Origin of the sequence: Streptomyces hiroshimensis (genome assembly GCF_014650335.1) — a bacterium.
Classification (GTDB): domain Bacteria; phylum Actinomycetota; class Actinomycetes; order Streptomycetales; family Streptomycetaceae; genus Streptomyces; species Streptomyces hiroshimensis.
In genome coordinates, this window is record NZ_BMUT01000005.1 from 183,909 (window position 1) to 205,561 (window position 21,653).

A 21,653-nucleotide genomic window follows, 5' to 3' on the forward strand; every position below is an offset into this window, starting at 1 on the left:
TGCCGCGCGCCCCCGGCTGCGCTCCGGGGCGCGCGGCGCGGCTCACTCCAGCGGCTCGACGCCCGCCCGCCGCAGCCCGTACGCATAGGCGTCGTCGAGCGCCTGCCACGAGGCGGCGATGACGTTCTCGGCGACGCCGACCGTCGACCACTCGCCGCGCTCGTCGCTCGTGGAGACCAGGACGCGGGTGATCGACCCCGTGCCGCGGCCGCCCTCCAGGATGCGCACCTTGTAGTCGGTCAGCTTGAGCGCGGCCAGCTGCGGATAGATGCGCTCCAGGGCGACGCGCAGCGCCCGGTCCAGGGCGTCGACGGGGCCGTTGCCCTCGGCCGTCGCGACGATGCGCTCGCCCTTGGCCCACAGCTTCACGGTGGCCTCGTTGGCGTGGATGCCGTCCGGCCGGTCCTCGGCGATGGCCCGCCAGGACTCCACGCGGTAGTAGCGCCGGGCGCGCCCCTCGGCCTCCTCGCGCAGCAGCAGCTCGAACGAGGCGTCGGCCGCCTCGTAGGTGTAGCCCGCCAGTTCGCGCTCCTTGACCCGCTCCACGACGCGGCCGATCAGCTCCCGGTCGCCGCCGAGGTCGACCCCGAGCTCCTTGCCCTTGAGTTCGATGGAGGCGCGGCCGGCCATGTCGGAGACCAGCATGCGCATGGTGTTGCCGACCCGCTCGGGGTCGATGTGCTGGTACAGGTCCGGGTCGACCTTGATCGCGGAGGCGTGCAGGCCGGCCTTGTGCGCGAACGCCGAGACGCCCACGTAGGGCTGGTGCGTGGACGGCGTGAGGTTGACGACCTCGGCGATGGCGTGCGAGATGCGCGTCATCTCGGCCAGCGCCCCCTGCGGCAGCACCCGGCGGCCGTACTTGATCTCCAGGGCGGCGACGACGGGGAAGAGGTTGGCGTTGCCGACGCGCTCGCCGTAGCCGTTGGCGGTGCACTGCACGTGCGTGGCGCCGGCGTCCACGGCGGCGAGGGTGTTGGCGACCGCGCAACCGGTGTCGTCCTGCGCGTGGATGCCGAGGCGCGCCCCGGTCGCCTCGATGACCTCCCGTACGGTCTCGCCGACCTGCGCGGGGAGCATTCCGCCGTTGGTGTCGCACAGCACGACGACGTCGGCGCCCGCCTCGTACGCGGCGCGGACGACTTGGAGGGCGTAGTCCGGGTTGGCCCGGTACCCGTCGAAGAAGTGCTCGCAGTCGATGAAGACGCGGCGGCCGTGCCCGCGCAGGTACGAGACGGTGTCCCGCACCATGGCGAGGTTCTCGTCGAGCGTGGTGCGCAGGGCGAGTTCGACGTGGCGGTCGTGGGACTTGGCGACCAGGGTGATCACCGGGGCGCCGGAGTCGAGCAGCGCGGCGACCTGCCGGTCGTCCTCGGCGCGCACGCCCGCCTTGCGCGTCGCGCCGAAGGCGACGAGCTGCGCGTGGCGGAAGTCGATCTCCTCCTGGGCGCGCTGGAAGAACTCGGTGTCCCGGGGGTTGGCGCCCGGCCAGCCGCCCTCGATGAAGCCGACGCCGAAGTCGTCCAGGTGCCGGGCGATGGTCAGCTTGTCCGCGACGGTGAGGTTGATGCCCTCGCGCTGCGCGCCGTCGCGCAGGGTGGTGTCGAAGACGTGAAAGCGATCGTCGGGGCCGTCGGTTGCGTCCGTCATGCTGCTCTGACTCCTGTGAGGATGTCGGTCTACCGGAATTACCCGTTCCACCGTCCCCATGCTCACCCTCGCCCTGCGTCCTCCGGCGTGGGGTGGTCCGGAAAACACAAAAACCTCTCGCGGGTGCGAGAGGTCTGCGCGCGGGTCTGGGACGACGGTGTCCGCTCCGTACGGGGTGGTACGGGGCGGTCACTGCGGACCGGCGCGCCTGCTGCCAATAATCATGGCGAACGGGAGCATAGGTGCATCCTGGCACACGCCGGGCCCGCAGTGCGGACGGGTCTCAGGATGCGGGCACCTTGCCCGCCTCCGGCTCGCCCTGGGGTGCACCGGCCCCCACCCGCTTGAGGTCGATGTCGCGCGTCTCCCGCATCGTCAGGTAGACGACCAGCGACACCGCGGCGCAGCCCGCCACGTACCAGTAGAAGCCCGACTCGATGCCGCCCTTCTTGAACCACAGGGCCACGTACTCGGCCGTCCCGCCGAAGAGCGCGTTGGCGATGGCGTACGGCAGGGCGACGCCCAGCGACCGGATGCCCGTCGGGAACAGCTCGGCCTTCACGCACGCGTTGATCGAGGTGTAGCCGGTGACGACGACCAGGGCGAGCAGGGACAGGCCGAGGGCCGGCCAGAACGAGCCCGCGTGCTTGAGCATGGTCATGATCGGCACGGTGAGGAAGGTGGAGCCCACCGCGAAGGTGATCAGCAGGGGGCGGCGGCCGATGCGGTCGGAGAGGGCGCCCGCGAGGGGCTGCAGGCAGGCGAAGACGATCAGCGCGCAGAAACTGACCAGGGTCGCGGTCTGCTTGGGCAGGCCCGCGCTGTTGGAGAGGTACTTCGTCAGGTAGGTGGTGTACGTGTAGTACGCGACGGTGCCGCCCATGGTGAGGGCGATGACGAGGAACGCCTCGCGCTTGTGCCGCATGAGGGCCCGGATGGTGCCGCGCTCGGCGACGGCCTCGGCGCTCTCTCCCGTGCCCTCCTCCGTGGCCTCCGTGTACGCCTCCGTCTCCAGCATGTTGCGCCGGAGGTAGAAGATGACGGCCGCCCCGAGCGCGCCCACGACGAAGGGGATGCGCCAGCCCCAGCTGTGCAGCTCGCCGCTGGAGAGCGTGTGCTGCAGGACGATCTGCAGCCCCAGGCCGAGGATCTGCCCCGCCGTCATGGAGACGTACTGGAAGCTGGAGGCGAAGCCGCGGCGGCCGGGCGCGGAGGCCTCCGTCAGGTACGTGGCGCTGGCCGCGTACTCCCCTCCCACCGACAGGCCCTGCAGCAGCCGGGCGACGAGGAGGACGGCGACGCCGCCGTAGCCCGCGACCGCGTAGGTCGGGGCGACCGCGATGAGCACGGCGGAGGCGGACATCAGGCTGACGGTCAGCGTGAGCGCCGCCTTGCGGCCCTTGCGGTCACCGACCCGGCCGAGCAGCCAGCCGCCCACGGGGCGCATGAAGAAGCCGACGGCGAAGATGCCGGCGGTGTTCATCAGCTTCGCGGTGTCGTTGCCCGCGGGGAAGAAGGCGCCCGCGAAGTACGTCGCGAACGACGCGTAGACGAACCAGTCGAACCACTCGACCATGTTGCCGGCCGAGCCGACCCAGATCTTCTTCCAGTGCTGTCCCATGGTCGATCACGGTGGCGGAACGCACGGGGCCGGACAAGGGTCCGGGTGACAACGATCATGCGTACTTGCGTGCGTTGCGTTCACGGCGCAACGCACGCAAGCATCACGTGCACACGTACGGACGGCCGTATGGACAGCCGCACGGACAGCCGCACGGGCGGGCGTATGGACAGCGGCGCGGGCCTCAGCCCAGCGGGTGCATCCAGCCGTGGGTGTCCTCGGCGGCGCCGGTCTGGATGTCGAGGAGCGCCTTGCGGAGCTTCATCGTGACCTCGCCCGGCTGCCCGTCGGCGACCGTCCAGCCGTCACGGGCGGACTTCACGGTGCCGACCGGGGTGATGACGGCGGCGGTGCCGCAGGCGAAGACCTCGGTGAGGGTGCCGTCGGCGCAGCCGTTCTTCCAGTCGTCCACGGAGATGCGGCCCTCGGCGACCTCGTAGCCGAGGTCGGCGGCGATCGTCATCAGCGAGGCGCGGGTGATGCCGGGGAGGAGCGAGCCGGTGAGCTCGGGGGTGACGATCTTGTCCCCGTACACGAAGTACAGGTTCATGCCGCCCATTTCCTCGATCCAGCGGCGCTCGATGGCGTCCAGCCAGACGACCTGGTCGCAGCCGTGCTCCATGGCCTGGGCCTGGGCGACGAGGGAGGCCGCGTAGTTGCCGCCGGCCTTGGCGGCACCGGTGCCGCCGGGGCACGCGCGCACGTACTCCTCGCTCAGCCACACCGAGACGGGCTTCACGCCGCCGGGGAAGTAGGCGCCGGCGGGCGAGGCGATGACCACGAACATGTACTCGTTGGCCGGGCGGACGCCCAGGCCCACCTCGGTCGCGAACATGAACGGGCGCAGGTACAGCGAGGCCTCGCCGGAGCCGGGCACCCAGGCGTTGTCCTGCTTCACCAGGGCGTCGCACGCCTCGATGAAGGTCTCGACGGGCAGTTCCGGCATGGCCAGGCGGCGGGCGGAGGCCTGCAGGCGGCGGGCGTTCTCCTCCGGCCGGAAGATGGCCACGGAGCCGTCGGGCTGGCGGTACGCCTTGGCGCCCTCGAAGATCGTCTGCGCGTAGTGCAGCGTCATGTTCGCCGGGTCGATCGACAGCGGCGCGTACGGAACGAGCTGGCCGTCGTGCCAGCCACGGCCTTCCGTCCACTTGATCGTCACCATGTGGTCGGTGAAGTGGCGGCCGAAGCCGGGGTTGGCCAGGATCTGCTCCCGCTCCGCGTCCGACAGCGGGTGCGAAGAGGGCTTGAGCTCGATCGTGGGCGTCGTCATGAGTGCGTGTCCTTCACCTTTGTGTGTGGCGGACCGCGAGCTCGCCCCGTCCCTGACGGTGTCAGGGCATCCGAGCTTCCCCTCATGCCGCGGCCCCACGTTCGATTATCGCTCGTGGGGCCGTGGACGGAAAACGTGCGCGCGGCCCGGGTCGATGGTCGCACCCCGCCGCGCGCTGAGACAGCGGCCGGGTGCTAGCCGGCTACGCGCCGGGCGAGGGCGTCTCCGGTCTCGTCCGTCGAGCGCGGGGCGGCGCCGTCACGCTCGGCGAGGTCGTCGGCGACCGCCGCCTCGATGCGGGCGGCCTCGGCCTCGTAGCCGAGGTGACGCAGCAGCAGGGCGACGGAGAGCACCGTGGCCGTGGGGTCGGCCTTGCCGGTGCCCGCGATGTCGGGCGCGGAGCCGTGGACGGGCTCGAACATGGACGGGAACGCGCCGTCGGGGTTGATGTTGCCGGAGGCGGCGAGGCCGATGCCGCCGGTCACGGCCGCGGCGAGGTCGGTGAGGATGTCACCGAAGAGGTTGTCGGTGACGATCACGTCGAACTGCTCGGGCCGGGTGACCAGAAAGATGGTCGCCGCGTCCACATGCAGGTAGTCGGTGGTGACCTCGGGGTACTCCCGGCCGACCCGGTCGAAGACGCTCTTCCACAGCTGTCCGGCGTAGACGAGGACGTTGTTCTTGTGGACGAGGGTCAGCTTCTTGCGGGGGCGGGCCTGGGCCCGCTCGTAGGCGTCGCGCACCACGCGCTCCACGCCCAGGGCGGTGTTGACGCTGACCTCGGTGGCGACCTCGGCGGGGGTGCCGGTGCGCAGGGAGCCGCCGTTGCCGGTGTACGGGCCCTCGGTGCCCTCCCGTACGACGACGAAGTCGATGTCGGGGCGGCCGGCGAGCGGGGTCGCCGTGTGGGGGAAGAGCTTCGAGGGCCGCAGGTTGACGTAGTGGTCGAAGGCGAACCGCAGCTTGAGCAGCAGACCGCGCTCCAGGACGCCGGCGGGCACGGAGGGGTCGCCGATCGCCCCGAGCAGGATCGCGTCGTGACCCTTGAGGGACTCGAGCTCGGCGTCGGGCAGGATCTCGCCGGTCGCGTGATAGCGCCGGGCACCGAGGTCGTACTCCTCGGTCTCCAGCTTCACATCCGAGGGGAGGACCGCCGAGAGCACCTTGAGGCCCTGGGCCACGACTTCCCGGCCGATTCCGTCACCGGGGATCACTGCGAGGCGAATGCTGCGAGACATACCGGGACCGTACTCCCCCGTCCCGCTGGATGACACACGTCGTCCACAATGCGGACAGATTGCGCTCCAGTCAGGTCACGTTCACCCAAAGTCCGCAACGAAGTTGCCGCTTCCTGGCACGTTGACCGTCATGGACACACCACGCGTAGGCATCCCCGAGCACCTCGCGGACCGCATGACGATGGCCGAGCAGCACGCGTACCTGCGGACCCGGCTCTCCCGGCCCCTCACCCGGCGCGGCATGCTGCGCGCCGGCGCGGCGACGGCCGGGGCCGCGGCGGGCACGGGCGTCCTGGGCGGCGCCGTGCGGGCGTACGCCGACCCGTCCCCCTCCCCGGCCCTGCTGGACTCCCCCGCCACCGCGCGGGTCGACGGCAGGCACGTCGCACCCTTCGGCAGGCACCTGGCGTTCGGCGCCGACCCGCGGACGCAGATGCGGATCTCCTGGCAGGTGCCGTTCGCGGTGAGACGGCCGTACGTCCGGGTGGGCCTCGCGCCGTGGGACCTCGGCGTCAGGCTGGAGGCCGAGGTGCGCACCCTGCACACCCCGCCGCTGTCGAAGAAGCTCCCCGCCGTCGACCAGGTGTACCTGCACGCGGCGCTGGACAACCTCCGGCCCGGCAGGACGTACTACTACGGCGTCGGACACGACGGCCACGACCCCGCCGACCCCCGCCACTTCTCCGGCATCGGCACCTTCCGCACGGCACCGGAGCGGCCGGAGAAGGGCGGCAAGGCGGAGAGGTTCACCTTCACCGCCTTCGGCGACCAGGGCGTCAGCTACCAGGCCCTCGCCAACGACCAGCTGATCCTCGGCCAGAACCCGGCCTTCCACCTGCACGCGGGCGACATCTGCTACGCCGACGACAGCGGCGCGGGCAAGCCGACCGACGTCTACGACGCGCGCGTGTGGGACCAGTTCCTCGCCCAGACGGAGTCGGTGGCGGCGTCGGTGCCCTGGATGGTGACCACCGGCAACCACGACATGGAGGCCTGGTACTCCCCCGACGGCTACGGCGGCCAGCTCGCCCGCTGGTCCCTGCCGCGCAACGGCTTCGACCCCGCGCACGCCCCGGGCGTCTACTCCTTCGTCTACGGCAACGTGGGCGTCGTCGCCCTGGACGCCAACGACATCTCCCACGAGATCACCGCCAACACCGGCTACAGCAGCGGCCGGCAGACCGCCTGGCTCGACCGGCGGCTGGGCGAGCTGCGCCGCACGCGCGGCCTCGACTTCGTGGTCGTCTTCTTCCACCACTGCGCGTTCTCCACGACGAAGGCACACGCCTCGGACGGCGCGGTGCGGGAGGAGTGGCTGCCGCTCTTCGAGAAGCACAAGGTCGACCTCGTCATCAACGGCCACAACCACATCTACGAGCGCACCGACGCGCTCCGCGGCACGCGCGTGGGGCGGGAGGTCCCCATCGGCGGCACCGCGGACTCCACGCGCGACGGCATCGTCTACGTGACCGCAGGCGGGGCCGGGAAGTCGCTCTACGACTTCCCGGCGCCGGACAGCTACGAGGGCCACGTCAAGGACCTGGAGAGCGTGGAGAGCTACTTCTGGGAGAAGGGGCGGGTGAAGCACCCGGAGACGGTGGAGTGGTCGCGCGTGCGCTACACCGGCTTCTCGTTCCTCGCGGTCGAGGCCGAGCCTGCCGCACGGGGCGGGCGCCCGCGGCTGCGGGTGACCGCACTGGCGGAGAACGGCGCGCGCATCGACCACTTCGACGTCGTCCGCCCCGCGCAGCGGGGCTGAGGCGGGCCCACCGGTCGCTCAGTGACCGGTGACGCCGCCGTTGTCCCGGCGGTCCAGCGCCCGCTGGAGTGCGGCGGCGGCGTTCATCCGGTCGATCTGGCGGTCGGTGCGGTCGGCCGTACGGGCGATGCGGCGGATCCTGGTCCTGCGGACGGCGGTGTCGGCCATGGGAGTCACGTCTCCTCTGCTGCGTCTGCGGGAAGGGGCACCGGCTGCGGGGGCCCCGTAAGCGGTGGAAAGAGCGCCGGGGGAAGGGCGGGGGCCGCGGTGCCGCAGGGGTCGCCTGCTCGCGCACGGGGCCGCAACCGCTTGACGCTCGATGGAGCGCGCGTTCGGCTTCTTCCACGCTAGGACAGCTGTACCGCGCTGTCTGCACAATTACTCGGGCTTCCTACTATCTGAGACGGCGCGCGGGCCGGGCCACCGGGTACCCCGCCGACCGCGGGCTCGCCCCGTGCGGCGAAAGTGGGGCCCATGAACGGCCTGCACACGCTGTACACGAGCGACGTCCTGCCCCGCGTCCTACCCGTGGTCGCCGGGGTGCTCGGCGCGGGCGGCCTGGCGGCGGCCTGCCTCCCCGCGCGCGTGGCGATGCGCAGGGAGCTGCGGCGCCGCTGGCTGACCGCGACCGGGGCAGCCCTCCTCTTCCTCGGGGCGATGTTCCTGCACGAGCTGGGGGCGACGGCGCTGGTCTGGCTGCTGGGGCTGATCACGGTCGGCGAGTACGCCCGGACGGCCCGCCTGGGGCGGGGCGAGCGGGCGGTGCTGCGCACCGCGGTGGTCCTCCTGCCGCTGCTTGCCCTACTGACGCGCCGGCACCTCGCGGACGCGCTCGACCTGCCGGCCTTCGCCTTCCTCACCGTCGCCGGTGTGCTGCCCGCGGTGCTGTCGGGCGACACCGCACGGGGCGGCGAGCGCGCGGCCCGTACGGTCTTCGGGCTGCTGTGGATTCCCGTCGCGCTGACCGGACTTGTGGTACTGGACGGCACGGCGGTCGCGGTCGGTGTGGCGGTCGCCTTCGGCGGCGCGGGTGCGTGGTGCGGAGGCATGCTCCTGCGCCCCCTCGGCGGCACCCTCGCCCGTCCTCTGTCGCCCCACACCCCCACCAGGACATGGGGCGGCGTCCTCGGTGCGGGCATGGCGGTGGCCGCGGGCCTGGAGGCCGCGGGCGCCTTCACCGTCACGCTGTGGGCCGCGGTCCTGGCCGGCAGCGTCGCCGGCGACCTGCTCGCATCCACGCTCAGGCGCGAGGCGGGCGTCCGCGAGGCGGGCGGCAAGGACGCCGGCACGTGGCTGCCGGGCTTCGGCGGCCTCCTCGACCGCATCGGCCCCCTTCTCCTCGCGCTGCCGGCGGCAATGGCGGTGACCCTGTGACGACAGGCTCTCCCTCCGGCGCCGGGCGGCTGCCGCAAACGCACTCCGCCCCGCCCGGCTGGAAGGCCGGACGGGGGCGGAGTTCAGCTACGGGACGGGTCAGCCCATGTGCGGGTAGCGGTAGTCGGTCGGCGCGACCAGGGTCTCCTTGATGGAGCGGGTCGAGATCCACCGCGTCAGGTTGGACGCGGCGCCGGCCTTGTCGTTCGTACCGGAGGCACGGCCGCCGCCGAACGGCTGCTGGCCGACCACGGCACCGGTCGACTTGTCGTTGATGTAGAAGTTGCCGGCGGCGAAGCGCAGCTTGGCCATGGCGTCGGCGGCCGCGGCGCGGTCGTTGGCGATGACGGCGCCGGTCAGCGCGTACGCCGAGACGGACTCCATCTGGGCGAGCATCGCGTCGAAGTCGGCGTCCTCGTAGACGTGGACGGCGAGGATCGGGCCGAAGTACTCGGTCGTGAAGACCTCGTTCTCCGGGTCGGTGCACTCGATGACGGTCGGGCGCACGAAGTAGCCGACCGAGTCGTCGTAGGTGCCGCCGGCGACGATCGTGCAGGACGGGTCGGCCTTGGCGCGGTCGATCGCGGCCTTGTTCTTGGCGAAGGCACGGTCGTCGATGACGGCGCCGATGAAGTGCGACAGGTCGGTGACGTCACCCATGGTGATGCCGTCGACCTCGGCCGCGAACTCCTCCTTGAAGCCGTCCTCCCAGATGGAGCGGGGGACGTAGGCGCGGGAGGAGGCCGAGCACTTCTGGCCCTGGAACTCGAAGGAGCCGCGGGTCAGGGCGGTCTTCAGGACCGCGCGGTCGGCGCTCGGGTGGGCGACGACGAAGTCCTTGCCGCCGGTCTCGCCGACCAGGCGCGGGTAGGACTTGTAGTTCTCGATGTTGTTGCCGACCGTCTTCCACAGGTGCTGGAAGGTCTTGGTCGAGCCGGTGAAGTGGATGCCGGCCAGCTCGGGGTGGTTCAGGGCCACCTCGGAGACGGCGATGCCGTCGCCGGTCACCAGGTTGATGACGCCCTTGGGCAGGCCCGCCTCCTCCAGGAGCTGCATCAGCAGCACGGCGGAGTGGGTCTGCGTCGGGGACGGCTTCCAGACGACGACGTTGCCCATGAGGGCCGGGGCGGTCGGCAGGTTGCCGGCGATGGCGGTGAAGTTGAAGGGCGTGATCGCGTAGACGAAGCCCTCCAGCGGCCGGTGGTCGCTGCGGTTCCACACGCCGGCGGAGTTGGCGACCGGCTGCTCGGCGAGGATCTGGCGCGCGAAGTGCACGTTGAAGCGCCAGAAGTCGACGAGCTCGCAGGGGGTGTCGATCTCGGCCTGCTGGGCGGTCTTGGACTGGCCCAGCATGGTGGAGGCGGCCAGCGTCTCGCGCCAGGGGCCGGACAGCAGCTCGGCGGCGCGCAGGATGATCGCGGCGCGGTCGTCGAAGGACATCGCGCGCCAGGCCGGGGCGGCGGCGAGCGCGGCGTCGATCGCGTCCTGCGCGTCGGCCTGCGTGGCGTTGTTGAAGGTGCCGAGGACGGCGGCGTGGTTGTGCGGCTGGACGACCTTGAACGGCTCGCCGCCGCCCATGCGCTTCTCGCCGCCGATGGTCATCGGCAGGTCGACCGGGTTGGCCGCCAGCTCCTTGAGCTTCGCCTCGAGGCGGGCGCGCTCGGGGCTGCCGGGGGCGTAGCCGTGGACCGGCTCGTTGACCGGTGCGGGGACCTGGGTGACAGCGTCCATGGGTTCCGTTTCTCCTTCGGGGCTCTGCGGGGGGATGTCGGGGGTCAGCCGGGGGTCAGCCCTTGGTGAGGATGGACCGGGCGAAGAACAGCAGGTTCGCGGGCTTCTCGGCGAGCCGGCGCATGAAGTAGCCGTACCAGTCGGTGCCGTACGCCGTGTACACGCGCATCCGGTGGCCCTCGGCGGCCAGGCGGACGTGCTCCTCACTGCGGATTCCGTACAGCATCTGGAACTCGTACTCGTCGGGCTTGCGGCCGGCCTGCCGGGCCAGCTCCTGGGTGATGGCGATCAGACGCGGGTCGTGCGACCCGATCATCGGGTAGCCCTCGCCCGCCATGAGGATCTTGATGATCCGGACGAACGCCTTGTCGATCTCCGTCTTGTCCTGGTACGCGACGGAGGCGGGCTCCTTGTACGCCCCCTTCACGATACGCACACGGCTGCCGGCGGCGGCCAGGCGGCGGGCGTCGTCCTCGGTGCGGAAGAGGTACGCCTGGATGACGCAGCCGGTCTGCGGGAAGTCCTTCCGCAGCTCCTCGTGGATGGCGAACATCGAGTCGAGGGTTGTGTGGTCCTCCGCGTCCAGCGTAACCGTGGTGCCGATGGCCGCGGCGGCCTCGACGACGGGGCGGACGTTGGCGAGGGCGAGCTCGTGGCCGCCCTCCAGGGCCTGGCCGAACATGGAGAGCTTGACCGACATCTCGGCCCGGGTGCCCAGGCCGAGCTCCTCCAGGCGGCCGATCAGCTGCAGATAGGCGTCGCGGGCGGCGTGGGACTGCTCGACGGTGGTGATGTCCTCGCCGACGACGTCCAGGGTGACCTCGAGGCCCTTGGCCGCGGCGTCCTTGACGATCGGGATGACCTGGTCGACGGTCTCGCCCGCGATGAAGCGGTCGACGACCTGCTTGGTGCCCGGGGCAGCCGACACGAAACGGCGCATCTTGTCGCTGCGCGACGCAGCGAGGATCACGGGACCCAGCACGGGCACCTCCACGATGACGGTCGTCTCCGCCTGGGGAGACGACATATGGAACTCATCGTGAAAACTAGAGATCACCCCGATCCTGGACCATCGACAGCTGTCACGCATCCGTGGCCCGGATCTCAGACACATGTATGACAATGGTGACCTACACATAGAAACTTGGGGCGATTCCGGGCCGAAAAGACCCGCCCGGCGTCCAAAAGACCCGGCCGGCGGTGGGCCGGACGGGCCGCACGAAGCGGGGGAAGGAGCGTGGCGAAGCCATGCGCGGCGACTATCAGCACCTCGTCGACGAGATATCGGCGGCGCTCGGCGCCCCCGCGACGCTCGAGGACCGCGACTTCGTACTGATCGCCTTCGGCGCCCACGGCGGCGAGGACGACCTCGACGTGATGATGGACCCGGTGCGCACCCGCTCGATCCTGCAGCGGCGGTCCACGGCGGCCGTCCGGGCGTGGTTCGAGGCGTTCGGCATCGCGCGGGCCCAGGCCCCGCTGCGGATCCCGCCGGACCCGGCGGCGGGGGTCTTCAAGGGCCGCATCTGCCTGCCGGTGCGCCACCGGGGCGTGGTGCACGGCTATGTGTGGCTGCTGGACGACGAGCAGCTGGCGGGCCTGGATCTGAGCGTCCCGTACGCGGATCCGCGGCTGGCGCAGGCCATGGAGACGGCGGCCCGGATCGGTGAACTGCTGGCCGCCGAGGCGCGGGCCGGCGCGGAGCTGGGCGAGCTGCTGCGGGAGGTGCTCGCGGGGCGGCCCGCGGGGCGCGACGCCGCGGCGGCGGCGCTGCGGGAGGCGATGGGCCAGGCGGCGGACGGGCCGCTGGGGCTGGTCGCGGTGGCGCCGTGGGCGCTGGGCGAGGGCGAGCACGGCGAGGGCGAGCCGTCCGCGCCCGACGGCGTGGGGTCGGCGCTGGCGGGGCAGTCCGGGGTGGCCGCCCTGTGCACCGTGCCCGATCCCCTGCCCGACGGTTCGGCGGCGCTGGCCGCCCTGGTGCGGCTGCGCACCACGACGACGATCGCCCCGGCCCGTACGGCCGCCGAGCGGCTGCTGCGCTCCCCGCGCGCGGGGGCGGGCGCCGCACGGCGCGGCACGGCCGGGCTCGGCGCCCCGCGCCGTGGCCTCGCGGAGCTGCCGGAGGCCTGGCGCGAGGCGCTGGCGGCGGCGCGGGCCGCGGCCGCGGAGCCGCGCCTGGGGCCGGTGGCGGAGTGGGGCGACATCGGCCCGTACCGCGTGCTGGCCTCCTTGCCGGCCGGGGCCGCCGCGGACACCTCGGTCCGCCCCCTGCTGGCCCCCGCCCACGCGGAACTGGCCCGCACGGCCGAGGTGTTCCTCGACTGCGCGGGCCAGGCGGGCCGCACGGCCGCGGCCCTGGGCATCCACCGCCAGACGCTCTACTACCGCCTGGCGCGCGTGGAGCAGCTCACCGGCCTGGATCTGGACGAGGGCGAGGGGCGGCTGCTGCTCCATATGGCGCTGAAGGCCTCCCGCCTGTAGCCACCCCCGGCGGGCCCCGGGCCCGCTAGTCCTCCTCCACGGTGATGGCCTGGACGGGACAGGCCCGCGCCGCCTCCTTGACGAGCGCATCGCCCCCGCCGTCCTCGCGGCCGGGGCGGACGAGGCCGAAGCCGTCGTCGTCCTGGTCGAAGACGCTCGGTGCGGTCAGGGCGCACTGGCCCGCGCCGATGCAGACGTCGGAGTCGATGGAGACGCGAAGAGCACTCATGGCGGATTCCGTTTCGACGGGCTCACCAGGCGACCGGGAGAGCGAAGAGTCCTTGCAGGGTGTCGCCGGGCTTGACGGGCACCTCGCCCGGAGCAACGGCGAGGCGCAGGCCCGGGATACGGGTGAAGAGCGTGGACAGGGCGATCTCCATCTCGGCGCGGGCCAGGTTCTGCCCCAGGCACTGGTGGACGCCGTAGCCGAACGCGACGTGGTGGCGGGCCGAGCGGCGGACGTCCAGGGCCTCGGGATCGGCGTAGGCGGCGGCGTCGCGGTTGACGACGGAGGTGCCGATCATGATGCCGTCGCCGGTGCGCACGGTCCGCCCGCCGATCTCGATGTCCTCCGTCGCGACCCGTATCAGGCCGTCGGCGATGGACAGGAAGCGCAGCAGCTCCTCCACGGCGCCGGGCATCAGGGCGGGGTCGGCGCGCAGGGCGGCGAGCTCGTCAGGGTGTTCGAGGAGGGTGTACACGCCGAGCGCGATCATGTTGGACGTGGTCTCGTGGCCGGCGACGAGCAACAGCAGCGCCATCATGACCAGTTCGTCGCGGTCGACCTGGCCGTCGGCGAGGCGGTCGGCGATGAGCTCGTCGAGCAGGCCGTCGCCGGGCTCGGCCTCCTTGCGGTCCACGAGCCGGTGGAGGTAGTCGCGCAGGTCGTCGCGCGCGGCGGTGGACTCCGCGGCGGTCGGCGCCGCCAGCATCCGCCGGGAGCAGGCCTCGAAGAAGTCGTGGTCGTCGTAGGGGATGCCGAGCAGGGTGCAGATCACCATGGACGGCACGGGCAGGGCGTACGCGGAGACGAGTTCCGCGCTGTCGCCCTTGGCGAGCATGGTGTCGATGAGGCCGTCGACGAGGGCCTGGATGCGGGGCCGCATGGCGGCGGCCCGTTTGAGGCTGAAGCGGGGGATCAGCATGCGGCGCTGCCGGGCGTGTTCGGGGTCGTCCACGCCGAGGAGCGGGATCACCACCGACGCCTGGTTCTCGGCCCGCGGGGCGAGCACGGGAAAGGCCGGATTCTGACGGTTGGACGAGACGCGGGGGTCCGTGAGCAGGGCGCGGGCCTCGGTGTGGCCCGTCACCAGCCACACCCCGCGCCCGTCGTACAGGGTGACGCGCGTCAGCGGGCCGCGGGCGGCCAGGTCCTGGTGGCCCGCGGGTGGCTGATAGGGGCAGGTGCGGTCGCTGGGGAAGGAGGGAGCCGATGAGGTGGTGGACTGGGTCCCGGTGTCGGTCATGTGCTTCCTTCCAGGCGTTCGGACTGTTGTCCTCTACATCCGGTTCATCCAGTCCAAGCCTCTTCCGGGGTTCGGGCTACGAGCAATCCGGCCATATCGCGCACAACGCCCGACAAGCTCCCGCATTCGGCCCGTGACCACGCCTTTGCCGTCTTCAGCACGTTCGACCCACCCCCGTCCGACCCGGCCCCCACCTCCGTCCGGCCCGCCCCGCGCAGCGCACCCCGCCGCGGCTCAGCTCGCCTTGAAGACCTCCAGCAGACGGGTGAAGCTGTCGCCCCCGTACCCGCGCTCCACGCCGCGCCGGAAGACCTCCCGGACCGCGGCCGGCAGGGCGGCGTCGACCCCCGAGCCCTCGGTGGTGTGGACGACGTGGTCGACGCTGGCCACCCCCATGGCGAGCTTGTCGACGTCACCCTCGTGGTGACCGGCGTCGATGCGCGGGGCGTAGAAGGCGAGGAAGCCCGGGATCGAGGCCATCGTGGACTGCGCGTACGGCAGGAACTCCTGCGCGGTGATGCCGTTCGCGGCGGTGATCGCGGTGGCGTGCAGGTAGCTGAGCATCGCGGTCCAGAACATGTCCATCTGGATCTGGTAGAACAGCGCGGCGCTACCGGGGTCCGTGCCGCGGTAGTCCGCTCCGGTGAGCACCTTCAGGGCGGCCTCGTGGGCCTGGAAGACCTCCTTGGGGCCGCTGTAGAAGGTGGACGACTCCGGCTTGCCGATGCCCGAGGGCGGCACCTGCACCCCGCCCGTGAGGTGCTCGGCCCCGCGCCCGGCGGCCCACGCGGCGGCCTCGCGGGCCCGCTCCGGGGTGTCCGAGCTGAGGTTCACCAGGACCCGGCCGGGCAGGGCGGCCGCGGCGGGCTCCAGGATCGCGTACATCGCGTCATAGTCGGTCAGGCTGAGGATCACCAGCTCGTTCGCGGCCAGGGCCTCCTCGGCGCCGGCCGCACGGTGCGCGCCCCGTGCGACCAGGGCGTCGGCCTTGGCGGCGGTGCGGTTCCAGACCGTCACCTCGTAGCCGGCGTCCAGGTACGCCCCCGCCATCGCCTGACCCATCGGGCCGAGGCCGATGACGGTCACTGCTCGCTTGTCCGCGGAAACCATGAATCCACACCCCTCTAGAACGAACGCTCTATCCAGCAACGGGATCAACGTAACACGCATCTAGAACGAACGCTCTACCTATATTCTCGGCAGGGTGAAGACGACCCCGGAGCACGACTCCCCGGAGCAGGACCACGACGAACCCGCCGCGGGGCCGGACGCCGGCCTCGGCACGCGCGAGCGGATCGTCCGCGCGGCATCCCGGCTGATGCAGCGTCAGGGCTACGAAGGCACGGGCATCAAACAGATCTCCCGGGAGGCGAACGCGACGCTCGGGTCGGTCTACCACTTCTTCCCCGGCGGCAAGCAGGAGCTGGCCACCGAGGCGATCCGGCACGGCGACCGGGAGTTCGCCGGCATGCTGCGCACGGCGCTGGAGAGCCGGCCGGACCCGGCCGAGGCGGTGCTCGCCGCCGCCGGGCTCGTCGCCGCGGAGCTGCGCGCCTCCGACTGGCTGGACGGCTGCCCGGTCACGGCCACGTCCCTGGGCACCGCCGCGAACGCCCCCGGCATCCGGCTGGCGGCCGCCGAGGCGTTCGAGCGCTGGCGGGGCCTGGTGCACGACCGGCTCCTCGCCGCCGGATTCGCCGCGCAGGACGCCCGCGAGCTCGCGCACACGGTGATCAACACGCTGGAGGGCGCCGAGCTGACGGCTCAGATCGCCCGCAGCGAGGAGCCCCTGCTCATCGCGGGGCGCCATCTGGCGCGCCTGATCGACTCCTACCGCTGAGCCCGGCGCGGGGCGGGCTCAGCGGCGTCCCCCGTCAGCCGCCCGCCCCCTCCGGCGCGCCGGGCGCGCCCGGCGCGTCCAGCACCGTGCCCGCGAGCGCCCGCCGGGCACCCTCGACGATCTCCTTGCCGGTGGGCGCCGCCGCGGGATCGATGAGCCACTGCGTCAACAGCCCTATGAACAGGGCGTGATAGAAGGCGCCCACCGTACGGGTCGCCTCCGGGCCGACCGCGCTGTCGTGGACGCCCTCGAAGAGCGCCACCATGCCCTCGCGCCCGCCGGGCTGCACCGCGGCGAACTTCTCCCTGAGCTCGGGGTTCTTCACCAGCTGGCCGATGATCTCCAGCTGCGCCGACCAGAACGCGCGGTCGTTCGCGAAGCCCGCGGTCACCCGGTCCAGCGTGGCGGCGAGGCGGTCCTCGCGCGGAGCGTCCGGATCCACAGCGGAGGCGATGACGGGTGCCGCCCCGTCGGCCCATTCCACGGTCAGCTGGATGAACGCCTCCATCATCAGCGCTTCCTTCGAACCGTAGTGGTAGCCGATGGAGGCGAGGTTGGCCCCCGAGGCGGCCACGATGTCGCGCGCCGTGGTGCGCGTCCAGCCCTTGTCGAGCAGGCAGCGCTTGGCGCCCTCGAGCAGATCTTCGCGATGTCCCATGTCAGCAGCGTAACCGCAGCCATACATCCGTCCTAGACGACCGTCCTATACAAGCGTCATAGACAAGCGTTTAAGACGTGCGTATAGTCGCCGTCCATGACGACCCCACTGGCGACCCCGCCCGCCCGCACCCTCGCGGGCCGCAAGGAATGGACGGCCTTCACCGTCCTCCTGCTGCCCCTGCTCCTGGTCTCGATGGACGTCTCCGTCCTCTTCTTCGCCATGCCGGCCATCGGCCGGGACCTGGAGCCGACCGGCACCCAGCAGCTGTGGATCTTCGACAGCTACGCCTTCGCCCTCGCCGGACTGCTGATCACCATGGGGGCCCTCGGGGACCGCATCGGCCGCCGCAGGCTGCTGCTGGCCGGGGCGGGCGCCTTCGGTGTCGCGTCGGTCTTCGCCGCGTACGCGCAGAGCGCGGAGATGCTGATAGCCGCGCGCGCCGTGCTCGGGCTGGGCGGGGCCACCCTGATGCCCTCGACCATGGCGCTGGTGCGCAACATGTTCCACGACGACCGGCAGCGCAGTAAGGCGATCGGCATCTGGTCGGGCGCCATGGCGGGCGGCATCGCGCTCGGTTCGGTGCTCGGCGGGCTGCTGCTGGAGCACTTCTGGTGGGGCTCGGCGTTCCTCGTCAACGTCCCCGCGATGGTGCTGCTGCTGGTGCTCGCGCCGCTGCTCGTGCCGGAGTCCAAGGACCCGCGCCCGGGCCGGTTCGACCTGCCGAGCGTGCCGCTGTCGATCGGCGCCGTCATCCCGGTGATCTACGGAGTCAAGGAAATCGCTGCGGAGGGCCTCGCCCCGGTGCCTGCGGCGTGCGTGGCCGCCGGCCTCCTGATCGGCGCCGCGTTCGTGCGGCGCCAGCGCGGCCGGGACGACGCGCTGATCAGCCGGGAGCTGTTCCGTCACCGTGTCTTCGGGGCGGGCGTCGGGATCAACACGCTGGCCACGTTCGGCATGATGGGCTCCGCCTACTTCACCACGCAGTACCTGCAGTCCGTGCTCGGCAAGGGCCCGCTGGAGGCGGCGCTGTGGGGCGCCGTCCCCTCCGTGGCGGTCGGCTGCGTCGCCCCGCTCGCCACCGTCGCCGGGCAGCGGGCCCCCAAGGCCTACGTCATGGCGGCCGGCTTCGTCCTCGCCGCCGCGGGCTACGGGCTGCTGGCGGGCGCCGGCACGGACTCCCTGGCCCTGACGCTGGCCGGCGCGGCGGTCATCGCCTCCGGCATCGTCGTGGTCATGGCCCTGGTCTCCGACATGGCGCTCGGCAGCGCCCCGCCGGAGAAGGCGGGCAGCGCGGCCTCCCTGCTGGAGACCGGCCAGGAGCTGGGCGGGGCGCTGGGCATGGCGCTCTTCGGCAGCGTGGGCGTGGCCGTCTACCGCCGCGACATGACCGGCGACCTGCCCGCGGACCTGCCGCACGGGGCGCTGGACGCGGCCCGCGAGACTCTCGGCGGGGCGGCGGCGGTCGCCGCCCGGCTGCCGGGGCGGGCCGGCGAAACGGTTCTCGCCGCCTCGCACGAGGCCTTCACCCACGGCATGAACGTGGCCGCCGCCGGCGGAACGGCCGTACTGCTGCTGTCCGCTGCGGTCACGGTGGCCACGCTGCGGCGGGTGCGGGGCGCCTGACGGGGGGGCGCGGGGCGGTGCCTCGCCGTCGTGGTGCCTCGTCCTCGCGGCGGGAGGTGAGCCCGCCCGGCGCGGGCCCCTATGAACCGTCATGAACCGTCATGAACCCTCGCGCCGCTGTTCGACGTACACGCCCAGCCCGTCCAGCAGCCTGGCCAGGCCGAACTCGAACAGCGCGTCGACGTCGGCGTCGCCGCCGCCCCGTGCCCGCCGGGCGGCCGCCCCGTCCTCCAGGGTCACGGCCACGCCGCGCACGTACCCCGCGACCGTGAGCCCGATGCGTAACGCCGCACCGGCCTCCAGGCCGGTCCCGAGGGCCGGGGCCATCGCCCACTCCATGAGGCCGGTGACGTACACGGGGAGCTGTGGGCGGGGGACGGTCACCATCGCCCTGGCCAGCCACGGATGGCGGCGGTAGACGGCCCACTGGTGCAGGGCGGCCGCGTGCAGACGGCCGCGCCAGTCGCCGGGGGTGCTGCCGGAGAGGCCGCGCTCGCCGAAGGCGGCGTCCGCCATCAGGGCGACGAGGTCGTCCTTGCCGGGCACGTGCCGGTACAACGCCATGGTGGGGACGCCGAGTTCGGCGGCGAGGGCGCGCATGGACAGGGCCGCGGCGCCGTGGGCGTCGGCCCGTGCGACGGCCGTCCGCACGATGCGCTCGCGGGTGAGCGCCCTCAGCGCGCCCGCCGCGCGGGTCGGCCGCCCGCCGGGCCCCGCGCAGGCCCCGTCCCCCGGCCCGGCCCCGCCGCACGGGGCGGCCACGACGGTGCCGACGCCGGGCACCGCCCGCACCATGCCCTCCTCGCGCAGGACCGTCAGGACCTTGGCGGCGGTCGCCGTCGCGACGCCCCACTCCTGGGCGATCCGCCGTACGGAGGGCACCTTCTCCCCCGCGCGGATCTCGCCGGAGGCGATGCGGGCGCGGAGTTCGGCGGCGATGCGGCGGTACGGTGCGGACGCCGGGGCGGCGGGCTGTTCCAGTACACCCATGACGGGAAGGCTAGGAGAGCCGCGGGGCGCTGCGGAAGGCGCGTCCCACCGGCGGTGGGCGCGCCGCGGCCCCGGGCCGGACTGCCCTGTCCTGTCCTGTAAGCCGGACTCCCCCGCCCCGCAAGGACGACGGGCCCGGCCGCCCCGAGAGGCGGACGGACCCGTCGAGGGTGCTTGCCGTACGTCAGTCCGTCAGGTTCACCGCGCGGGCCGACGCCGCGCCGATCTCCTCGGCGATCTCCGACAGCACCGCCGGGGAAACCGACTCGTCGACCGTGAGGGCGACGAGCGCCTCGCCGCCCTCCGTGGCGCGGGAGACCTGCATGCCCGCGATGTTGATGCCGGCCTCGCCGAGGATGCGGCCCAGCGTGCCGACGACGCCGGGGCGGTCGGCGTAGCGGAAGAAGGCCATGTGGTCGGCGAGGGCGAGGTCCACGTCGTGGTCCCCCACGGCGACGATCTTCTGCAGGTTCTTCGGGCCGGCCAGGGTGCCGGAGATGGAGACCTCGTCGCCACCGGCGAGCGTGCCGCGCACGGTGACCACGTTGCGGTGCTCGGCCGACTCGGAGCTGGTGGTCAGCCGCACCTCGACGCCGCGCTCCTGCGCGAACAGCGGGGCGTTGACGTAGGAGACCGTCTCGTCGACGACGTCCTCGAAGACGCCCTTGAGGGCGGACAGCTCCAGGACCTTGACGTCGTACTGGGTGAGCTCGCCGTAGACCTCGACGTCGAGGCGGACCGCGACCTCGCCGGCCAGCGCCGTGAAGATCCGGCCGAGCTTCTCGGCCAGCGGCAGGGCGGGCTTGACGTCCTCGGCGATGACGCCGCCCTGGACGTTGACCGCGTCCGGCACGAGCTCGCCGGCGAGGGCGAGCCGCACGGAGCGGGCGACGGCGATGCCGGCCTTCTCCTGGGCCTCGCCGGTGGAGGCGCCGAGGTGCGGGGTGGCCACCACGTTGTCGAACTCGAAGAGGGGGGAGTCGGTGCACGGCTCCGAGGCGTAGACGTCGAGGCCCGCGCCCGCGACGCGGCCCTCCTTCAGGGCCGCGGCGAGCGCCGCCTCGTCCACGATGCCGCCGCGCGCGGCGTTGACGATCCGGACGCTGGGCTTGACCTTGCGCAGGGCCTCGTCGCCGATGAGCCCGAGCGTCTCCGGCGTCTTGGGCAGGTGCACGGTGATGAAGTCCGCGACCTCCAGGAGCTCGTCGAGCGTCACCAGCTTGACGCCCATCTGGGCGGCGCGGGCGGGCTGGACGTACGGGTCGTAGGCGACGACCTTCATCCCGAAGGCGGACATCCGCTGGGCGACGAGCACTCCGATCCGGCCGAGGCCGACGACGCCGAGGGTCTTCTCGGACAGCTCGACGCCGGTGTACTTGGAGCGCTTCCACTCGCCGTTCTTCAGCGCGGAGTTGGCCTGCGGGATGTTGCGCGCGGTGGCGATGAGCAGGCCGCAGGCGAGCTCGGCGGCGGTGACGATGTTGGAGGTCGGGGCGTTCACGACCATCACGCCGGCCTTGGTGGCGGCGGAGACGTCGACGTTGTCCAGGCCGACGCCGGCGCGGGCGACGACCCGCAGCTTCTTCGCGGCGGCGATGGCCTCCGCGTCGATCTTGGTGGCGCTGCGTACGAGCACGGCGTCGACGTCGGCAATGGCGGGCAGCAGCTCCGCGCGGTCGGCGCCGTTGCAGTGCCGGATCTCGAAGTCGGGGCCGAGCGCGTCGACGGTGGCCGGGGAGAGCTCCTCGGCGATCAGCACGACGGGTTTGCGGGGCGAAACAGTGCTCACGGAGTCCTCAGTCCTCACTGGTCCATGGCGGACGGCCGTCCCGACGGCCGCAGGCGGTGAAGGGGGCAGGCAGCCGCGTGGAAGACGCACGACGCTGTGAGCCTGGTACGCGCTTGTTGGTGTGCAGTGTATCGGCGGTTGCCGCGCCCTCGCGCGAGCT

General features: G+C 72.4%; 18 protein-coding genes. 5 read left to right on the forward strand and 13 right to left on the reverse strand.

Annotation, left to right across the window (positions count from 1 at the left end; all coding sequences use genetic code 11):
* Positions 1–42: 42 nt before the first annotated feature.
* From cimA to IE241_RS13835, 4 genes are all read right to left on the reverse strand, one after another.
* Positions 43–1,650 (reverse strand): citramalate synthase, encoded by a 1,608-nt coding sequence (cimA, locus tag IE241_RS13820; protein WP_190022005.1) that lies wholly within the window; start codon positions 1,648–1,650, stop codon positions 43–45.
* Positions 1,651–1,933: 283 nt separating this feature from the next.
* The gene (locus IE241_RS13825; protein ID WP_190022006.1) at positions 1,934–3,271 is read right to left on the reverse strand and encodes an MFS transporter; all 1,338 of its coding nucleotides are present in this window, start codon (positions 3,269–3,271) and stop codon (positions 1,934–1,936) included.
* 184 nt (positions 3,272–3,455) lie between these two features.
* Complete coding sequence (locus tag IE241_RS13830; protein ID WP_190022007.1) at positions 3,456–4,541, reverse strand: branched-chain amino acid aminotransferase; 1,086 nt, start codon at positions 4,539–4,541, stop codon at positions 3,456–3,458.
* A 194-nt stretch (positions 4,542–4,735) separates the two neighbouring features.
* Positions 4,736–5,779: a 3-isopropylmalate dehydrogenase gene (locus IE241_RS13835; protein WP_190022008.1), complete on the reverse strand. Its 1,044-nt coding sequence runs from the start codon at positions 5,777–5,779 to the stop codon at positions 4,736–4,738.
* A gap of 130 nt (positions 5,780–5,909) precedes the next feature.
* Here IE241_RS13835 and IE241_RS13840 point away from each other — a divergent pair, with 130 nt between their 5' ends.
* Positions 5,910–7,538, forward strand: coding sequence for a purple acid phosphatase family protein (locus IE241_RS13840; RefSeq protein ID WP_190022009.1), 1,629 nt, complete (start codon positions 5,910–5,912; stop codon positions 7,536–7,538).
* 18 nt (positions 7,539–7,556) lie between these two features.
* On the opposite strand, the gene IE241_RS13845 is transcribed toward IE241_RS13840, so the two are convergent.
* A complete protein-coding gene (locus IE241_RS13845) occupies positions 7,557–7,706 on the reverse strand; it encodes a hypothetical protein (RefSeq protein WP_190022010.1) in 150 nt (49 codons plus the stop codon).
* Positions 7,707–8,012: 306 nt separating this feature from the next.
* Between IE241_RS13845 and IE241_RS13850 the strand changes: the two genes are divergently transcribed.
* On the forward strand, positions 8,013–8,912 hold the full coding sequence (locus IE241_RS13850) for a phosphatidate cytidylyltransferase (protein WP_190022011.1): 900 nt from the start codon (positions 8,013–8,015) through the stop codon (positions 8,910–8,912).
* A gap of 99 nt (positions 8,913–9,011) precedes the next feature.
* Here IE241_RS13850 and pruA read toward each other — a convergent pair whose 3' ends face one another.
* Together pruA and IE241_RS13860 are read right to left on the reverse strand one after the other, a co-directional pair.
* Positions 9,012–10,643, reverse strand: a complete 1,632-nt coding sequence (pruA, locus tag IE241_RS13855) for an L-glutamate gamma-semialdehyde dehydrogenase (RefSeq protein WP_190022012.1) — start codon at positions 10,641–10,643, stop codon at positions 9,012–9,014.
* 55 nt (positions 10,644–10,698) lie between these two features.
* Positions 10,699–11,625, reverse strand: coding sequence for a proline dehydrogenase family protein (locus IE241_RS13860; protein ID WP_190022200.1), 927 nt, complete (start codon positions 11,623–11,625; stop codon positions 10,699–10,701).
* 266 nt (positions 11,626–11,891) lie between these two features.
* On the opposite strand from IE241_RS13860, the gene IE241_RS13865 reads away from it, so the two are divergent.
* On the forward strand, positions 11,892–13,124 hold the full coding sequence (locus IE241_RS13865) for a PucR family transcriptional regulator (RefSeq protein WP_190022013.1): 1,233 nt from the start codon (positions 11,892–11,894) through the stop codon (positions 13,122–13,124).
* Between the two features lie 25 nt (positions 13,125–13,149).
* Here IE241_RS13865 and IE241_RS13870 read toward each other — a convergent pair whose 3' ends face one another.
* The 3 genes from IE241_RS13870 to IE241_RS13880 form a co-directional block, all read right to left on the reverse strand.
* Positions 13,150–13,353, reverse strand: coding sequence for a ferredoxin (locus IE241_RS13870; RefSeq protein WP_190022014.1), 204 nt, complete (start codon positions 13,351–13,353; stop codon positions 13,150–13,152).
* 22 nt (positions 13,354–13,375) lie between these two features.
* The gene (locus IE241_RS13875) at positions 13,376–14,590 is read right to left on the reverse strand and encodes a cytochrome P450 (protein WP_190022015.1); all 1,215 of its coding nucleotides are present in this window, start codon (positions 14,588–14,590) and stop codon (positions 13,376–13,378) included.
* A 234-nt stretch (positions 14,591–14,824) separates the two neighbouring features.
* Positions 14,825–15,700, reverse strand: coding sequence for an NAD(P)-dependent oxidoreductase (locus tag IE241_RS13880; RefSeq protein WP_190022016.1), 876 nt, complete (start codon positions 15,698–15,700; stop codon positions 14,825–14,827).
* Positions 15,701–15,884: 184 nt separating this feature from the next.
* Here IE241_RS13880 and IE241_RS13885 point away from each other — a divergent pair, with 184 nt between their 5' ends.
* Entirely contained in the window at positions 15,885–16,430 is a 546-nt protein-coding gene (locus tag IE241_RS13885; RefSeq protein WP_268254393.1) for a TetR/AcrR family transcriptional regulator, read from the forward strand.
* Positions 16,431–16,464: 34 nt separating this feature from the next.
* Here IE241_RS13885 and IE241_RS13890 read toward each other — a convergent pair whose 3' ends face one another.
* Positions 16,465–17,088, reverse strand: a complete 624-nt coding sequence (locus IE241_RS13890; RefSeq protein ID WP_190022017.1) for a TetR/AcrR family transcriptional regulator — start codon at positions 17,086–17,088, stop codon at positions 16,465–16,467.
* 96 nt (positions 17,089–17,184) lie between these two features.
* On the opposite strand from IE241_RS13890, the gene IE241_RS13895 reads away from it, so the two are divergent.
* Positions 17,185–18,714 (forward strand): MFS transporter, encoded by a 1,530-nt coding sequence (locus tag IE241_RS13895; protein WP_190022018.1) that lies wholly within the window; start codon positions 17,185–17,187, stop codon positions 18,712–18,714.
* 99 nt (positions 18,715–18,813) lie between these two features.
* On the opposite strand, the gene IE241_RS13900 is transcribed toward IE241_RS13895, so the two are convergent.
* Together IE241_RS13900 and serA are read right to left on the reverse strand one after the other, a co-directional pair.
* A complete protein-coding gene (locus tag IE241_RS13900) occupies positions 18,814–19,704 on the reverse strand; it encodes a GntR family transcriptional regulator (RefSeq protein WP_190022019.1) in 891 nt (296 codons plus the stop codon).
* Positions 19,705–19,888: 184 nt separating this feature from the next.
* Positions 19,889–21,493 (reverse strand): phosphoglycerate dehydrogenase, encoded by a 1,605-nt coding sequence (gene serA, locus IE241_RS13905; protein ID WP_190022020.1) that lies wholly within the window; start codon positions 21,491–21,493, stop codon positions 19,889–19,891.
* Positions 21,494–21,653 lie beyond the last annotated feature (160 nt).

Bases quoted from the DNA above. Each gene is read 5' to 3' on its own strand.
- cimA (WP_190022005.1), bottom strand. From the start codon at position 1,650: ATGACGGACGCAACCGACGGCCCCGACGATCGCTTTCACGTCTTCGAC.
- IE241_RS13825 (WP_190022006.1), bottom strand. From the start codon at position 3,271: ATGGGACAGCACTGGAAGAAGATCTGGGTCGGCTCGGCCGGCAACATG.
- IE241_RS13830 (WP_190022007.1), bottom strand. From the start codon at position 4,541: ATGACGACGCCCACGATCGAGCTCAAGCCCTCTTCGCACCCGCTGTCG.
- IE241_RS13835 (WP_190022008.1), bottom strand. From the start codon at position 5,779: ATGTCTCGCAGCATTCGCCTCGCAGTGATCCCCGGTGACGGAATCGGC.
- IE241_RS13840 (WP_190022009.1), top strand. From the start codon at position 5,910: ATGGACACACCACGCGTAGGCATCCCCGAGCACCTCGCGGACCGCATG.
- IE241_RS13845 (WP_190022010.1), bottom strand. From the start codon at position 7,706: ATGGCCGACACCGCCGTCCGCAGGACCAGGATCCGCCGCATCGCCCGT.
- IE241_RS13850 (WP_190022011.1), top strand. From the start codon at position 8,013: ATGAACGGCCTGCACACGCTGTACACGAGCGACGTCCTGCCCCGCGTC.
- pruA (WP_190022012.1), bottom strand. From the start codon at position 10,643: ATGGACGCTGTCACCCAGGTCCCCGCACCGGTCAACGAGCCGGTCCAC.
- IE241_RS13865 (WP_190022013.1), top strand. From the start codon at position 11,892: ATGCGCGGCGACTATCAGCACCTCGTCGACGAGATATCGGCGGCGCTC.
- IE241_RS13870 (WP_190022014.1), bottom strand. From the start codon at position 13,353: ATGAGTGCTCTTCGCGTCTCCATCGACTCCGACGTCTGCATCGGCGCG.
- IE241_RS13875 (WP_190022015.1), bottom strand. From the start codon at position 14,590: ATGACCGACACCGGGACCCAGTCCACCACCTCATCGGCTCCCTCCTTC.
- IE241_RS13880 (WP_190022016.1), bottom strand. From the start codon at position 15,700: ATGGTTTCCGCGGACAAGCGAGCAGTGACCGTCATCGGCCTCGGCCCG.
- IE241_RS13890 (WP_190022017.1), bottom strand. From the start codon at position 17,088: ATGGGACATCGCGAAGATCTGCTCGAGGGCGCCAAGCGCTGCCTGCTC.
- IE241_RS13895 (WP_190022018.1), top strand. From the start codon at position 17,185: ATGACGACCCCACTGGCGACCCCGCCCGCCCGCACCCTCGCGGGCCGC.
- IE241_RS13900 (WP_190022019.1), bottom strand. From the start codon at position 19,704: ATGGGTGTACTGGAACAGCCCGCCGCCCCGGCGTCCGCACCGTACCGC.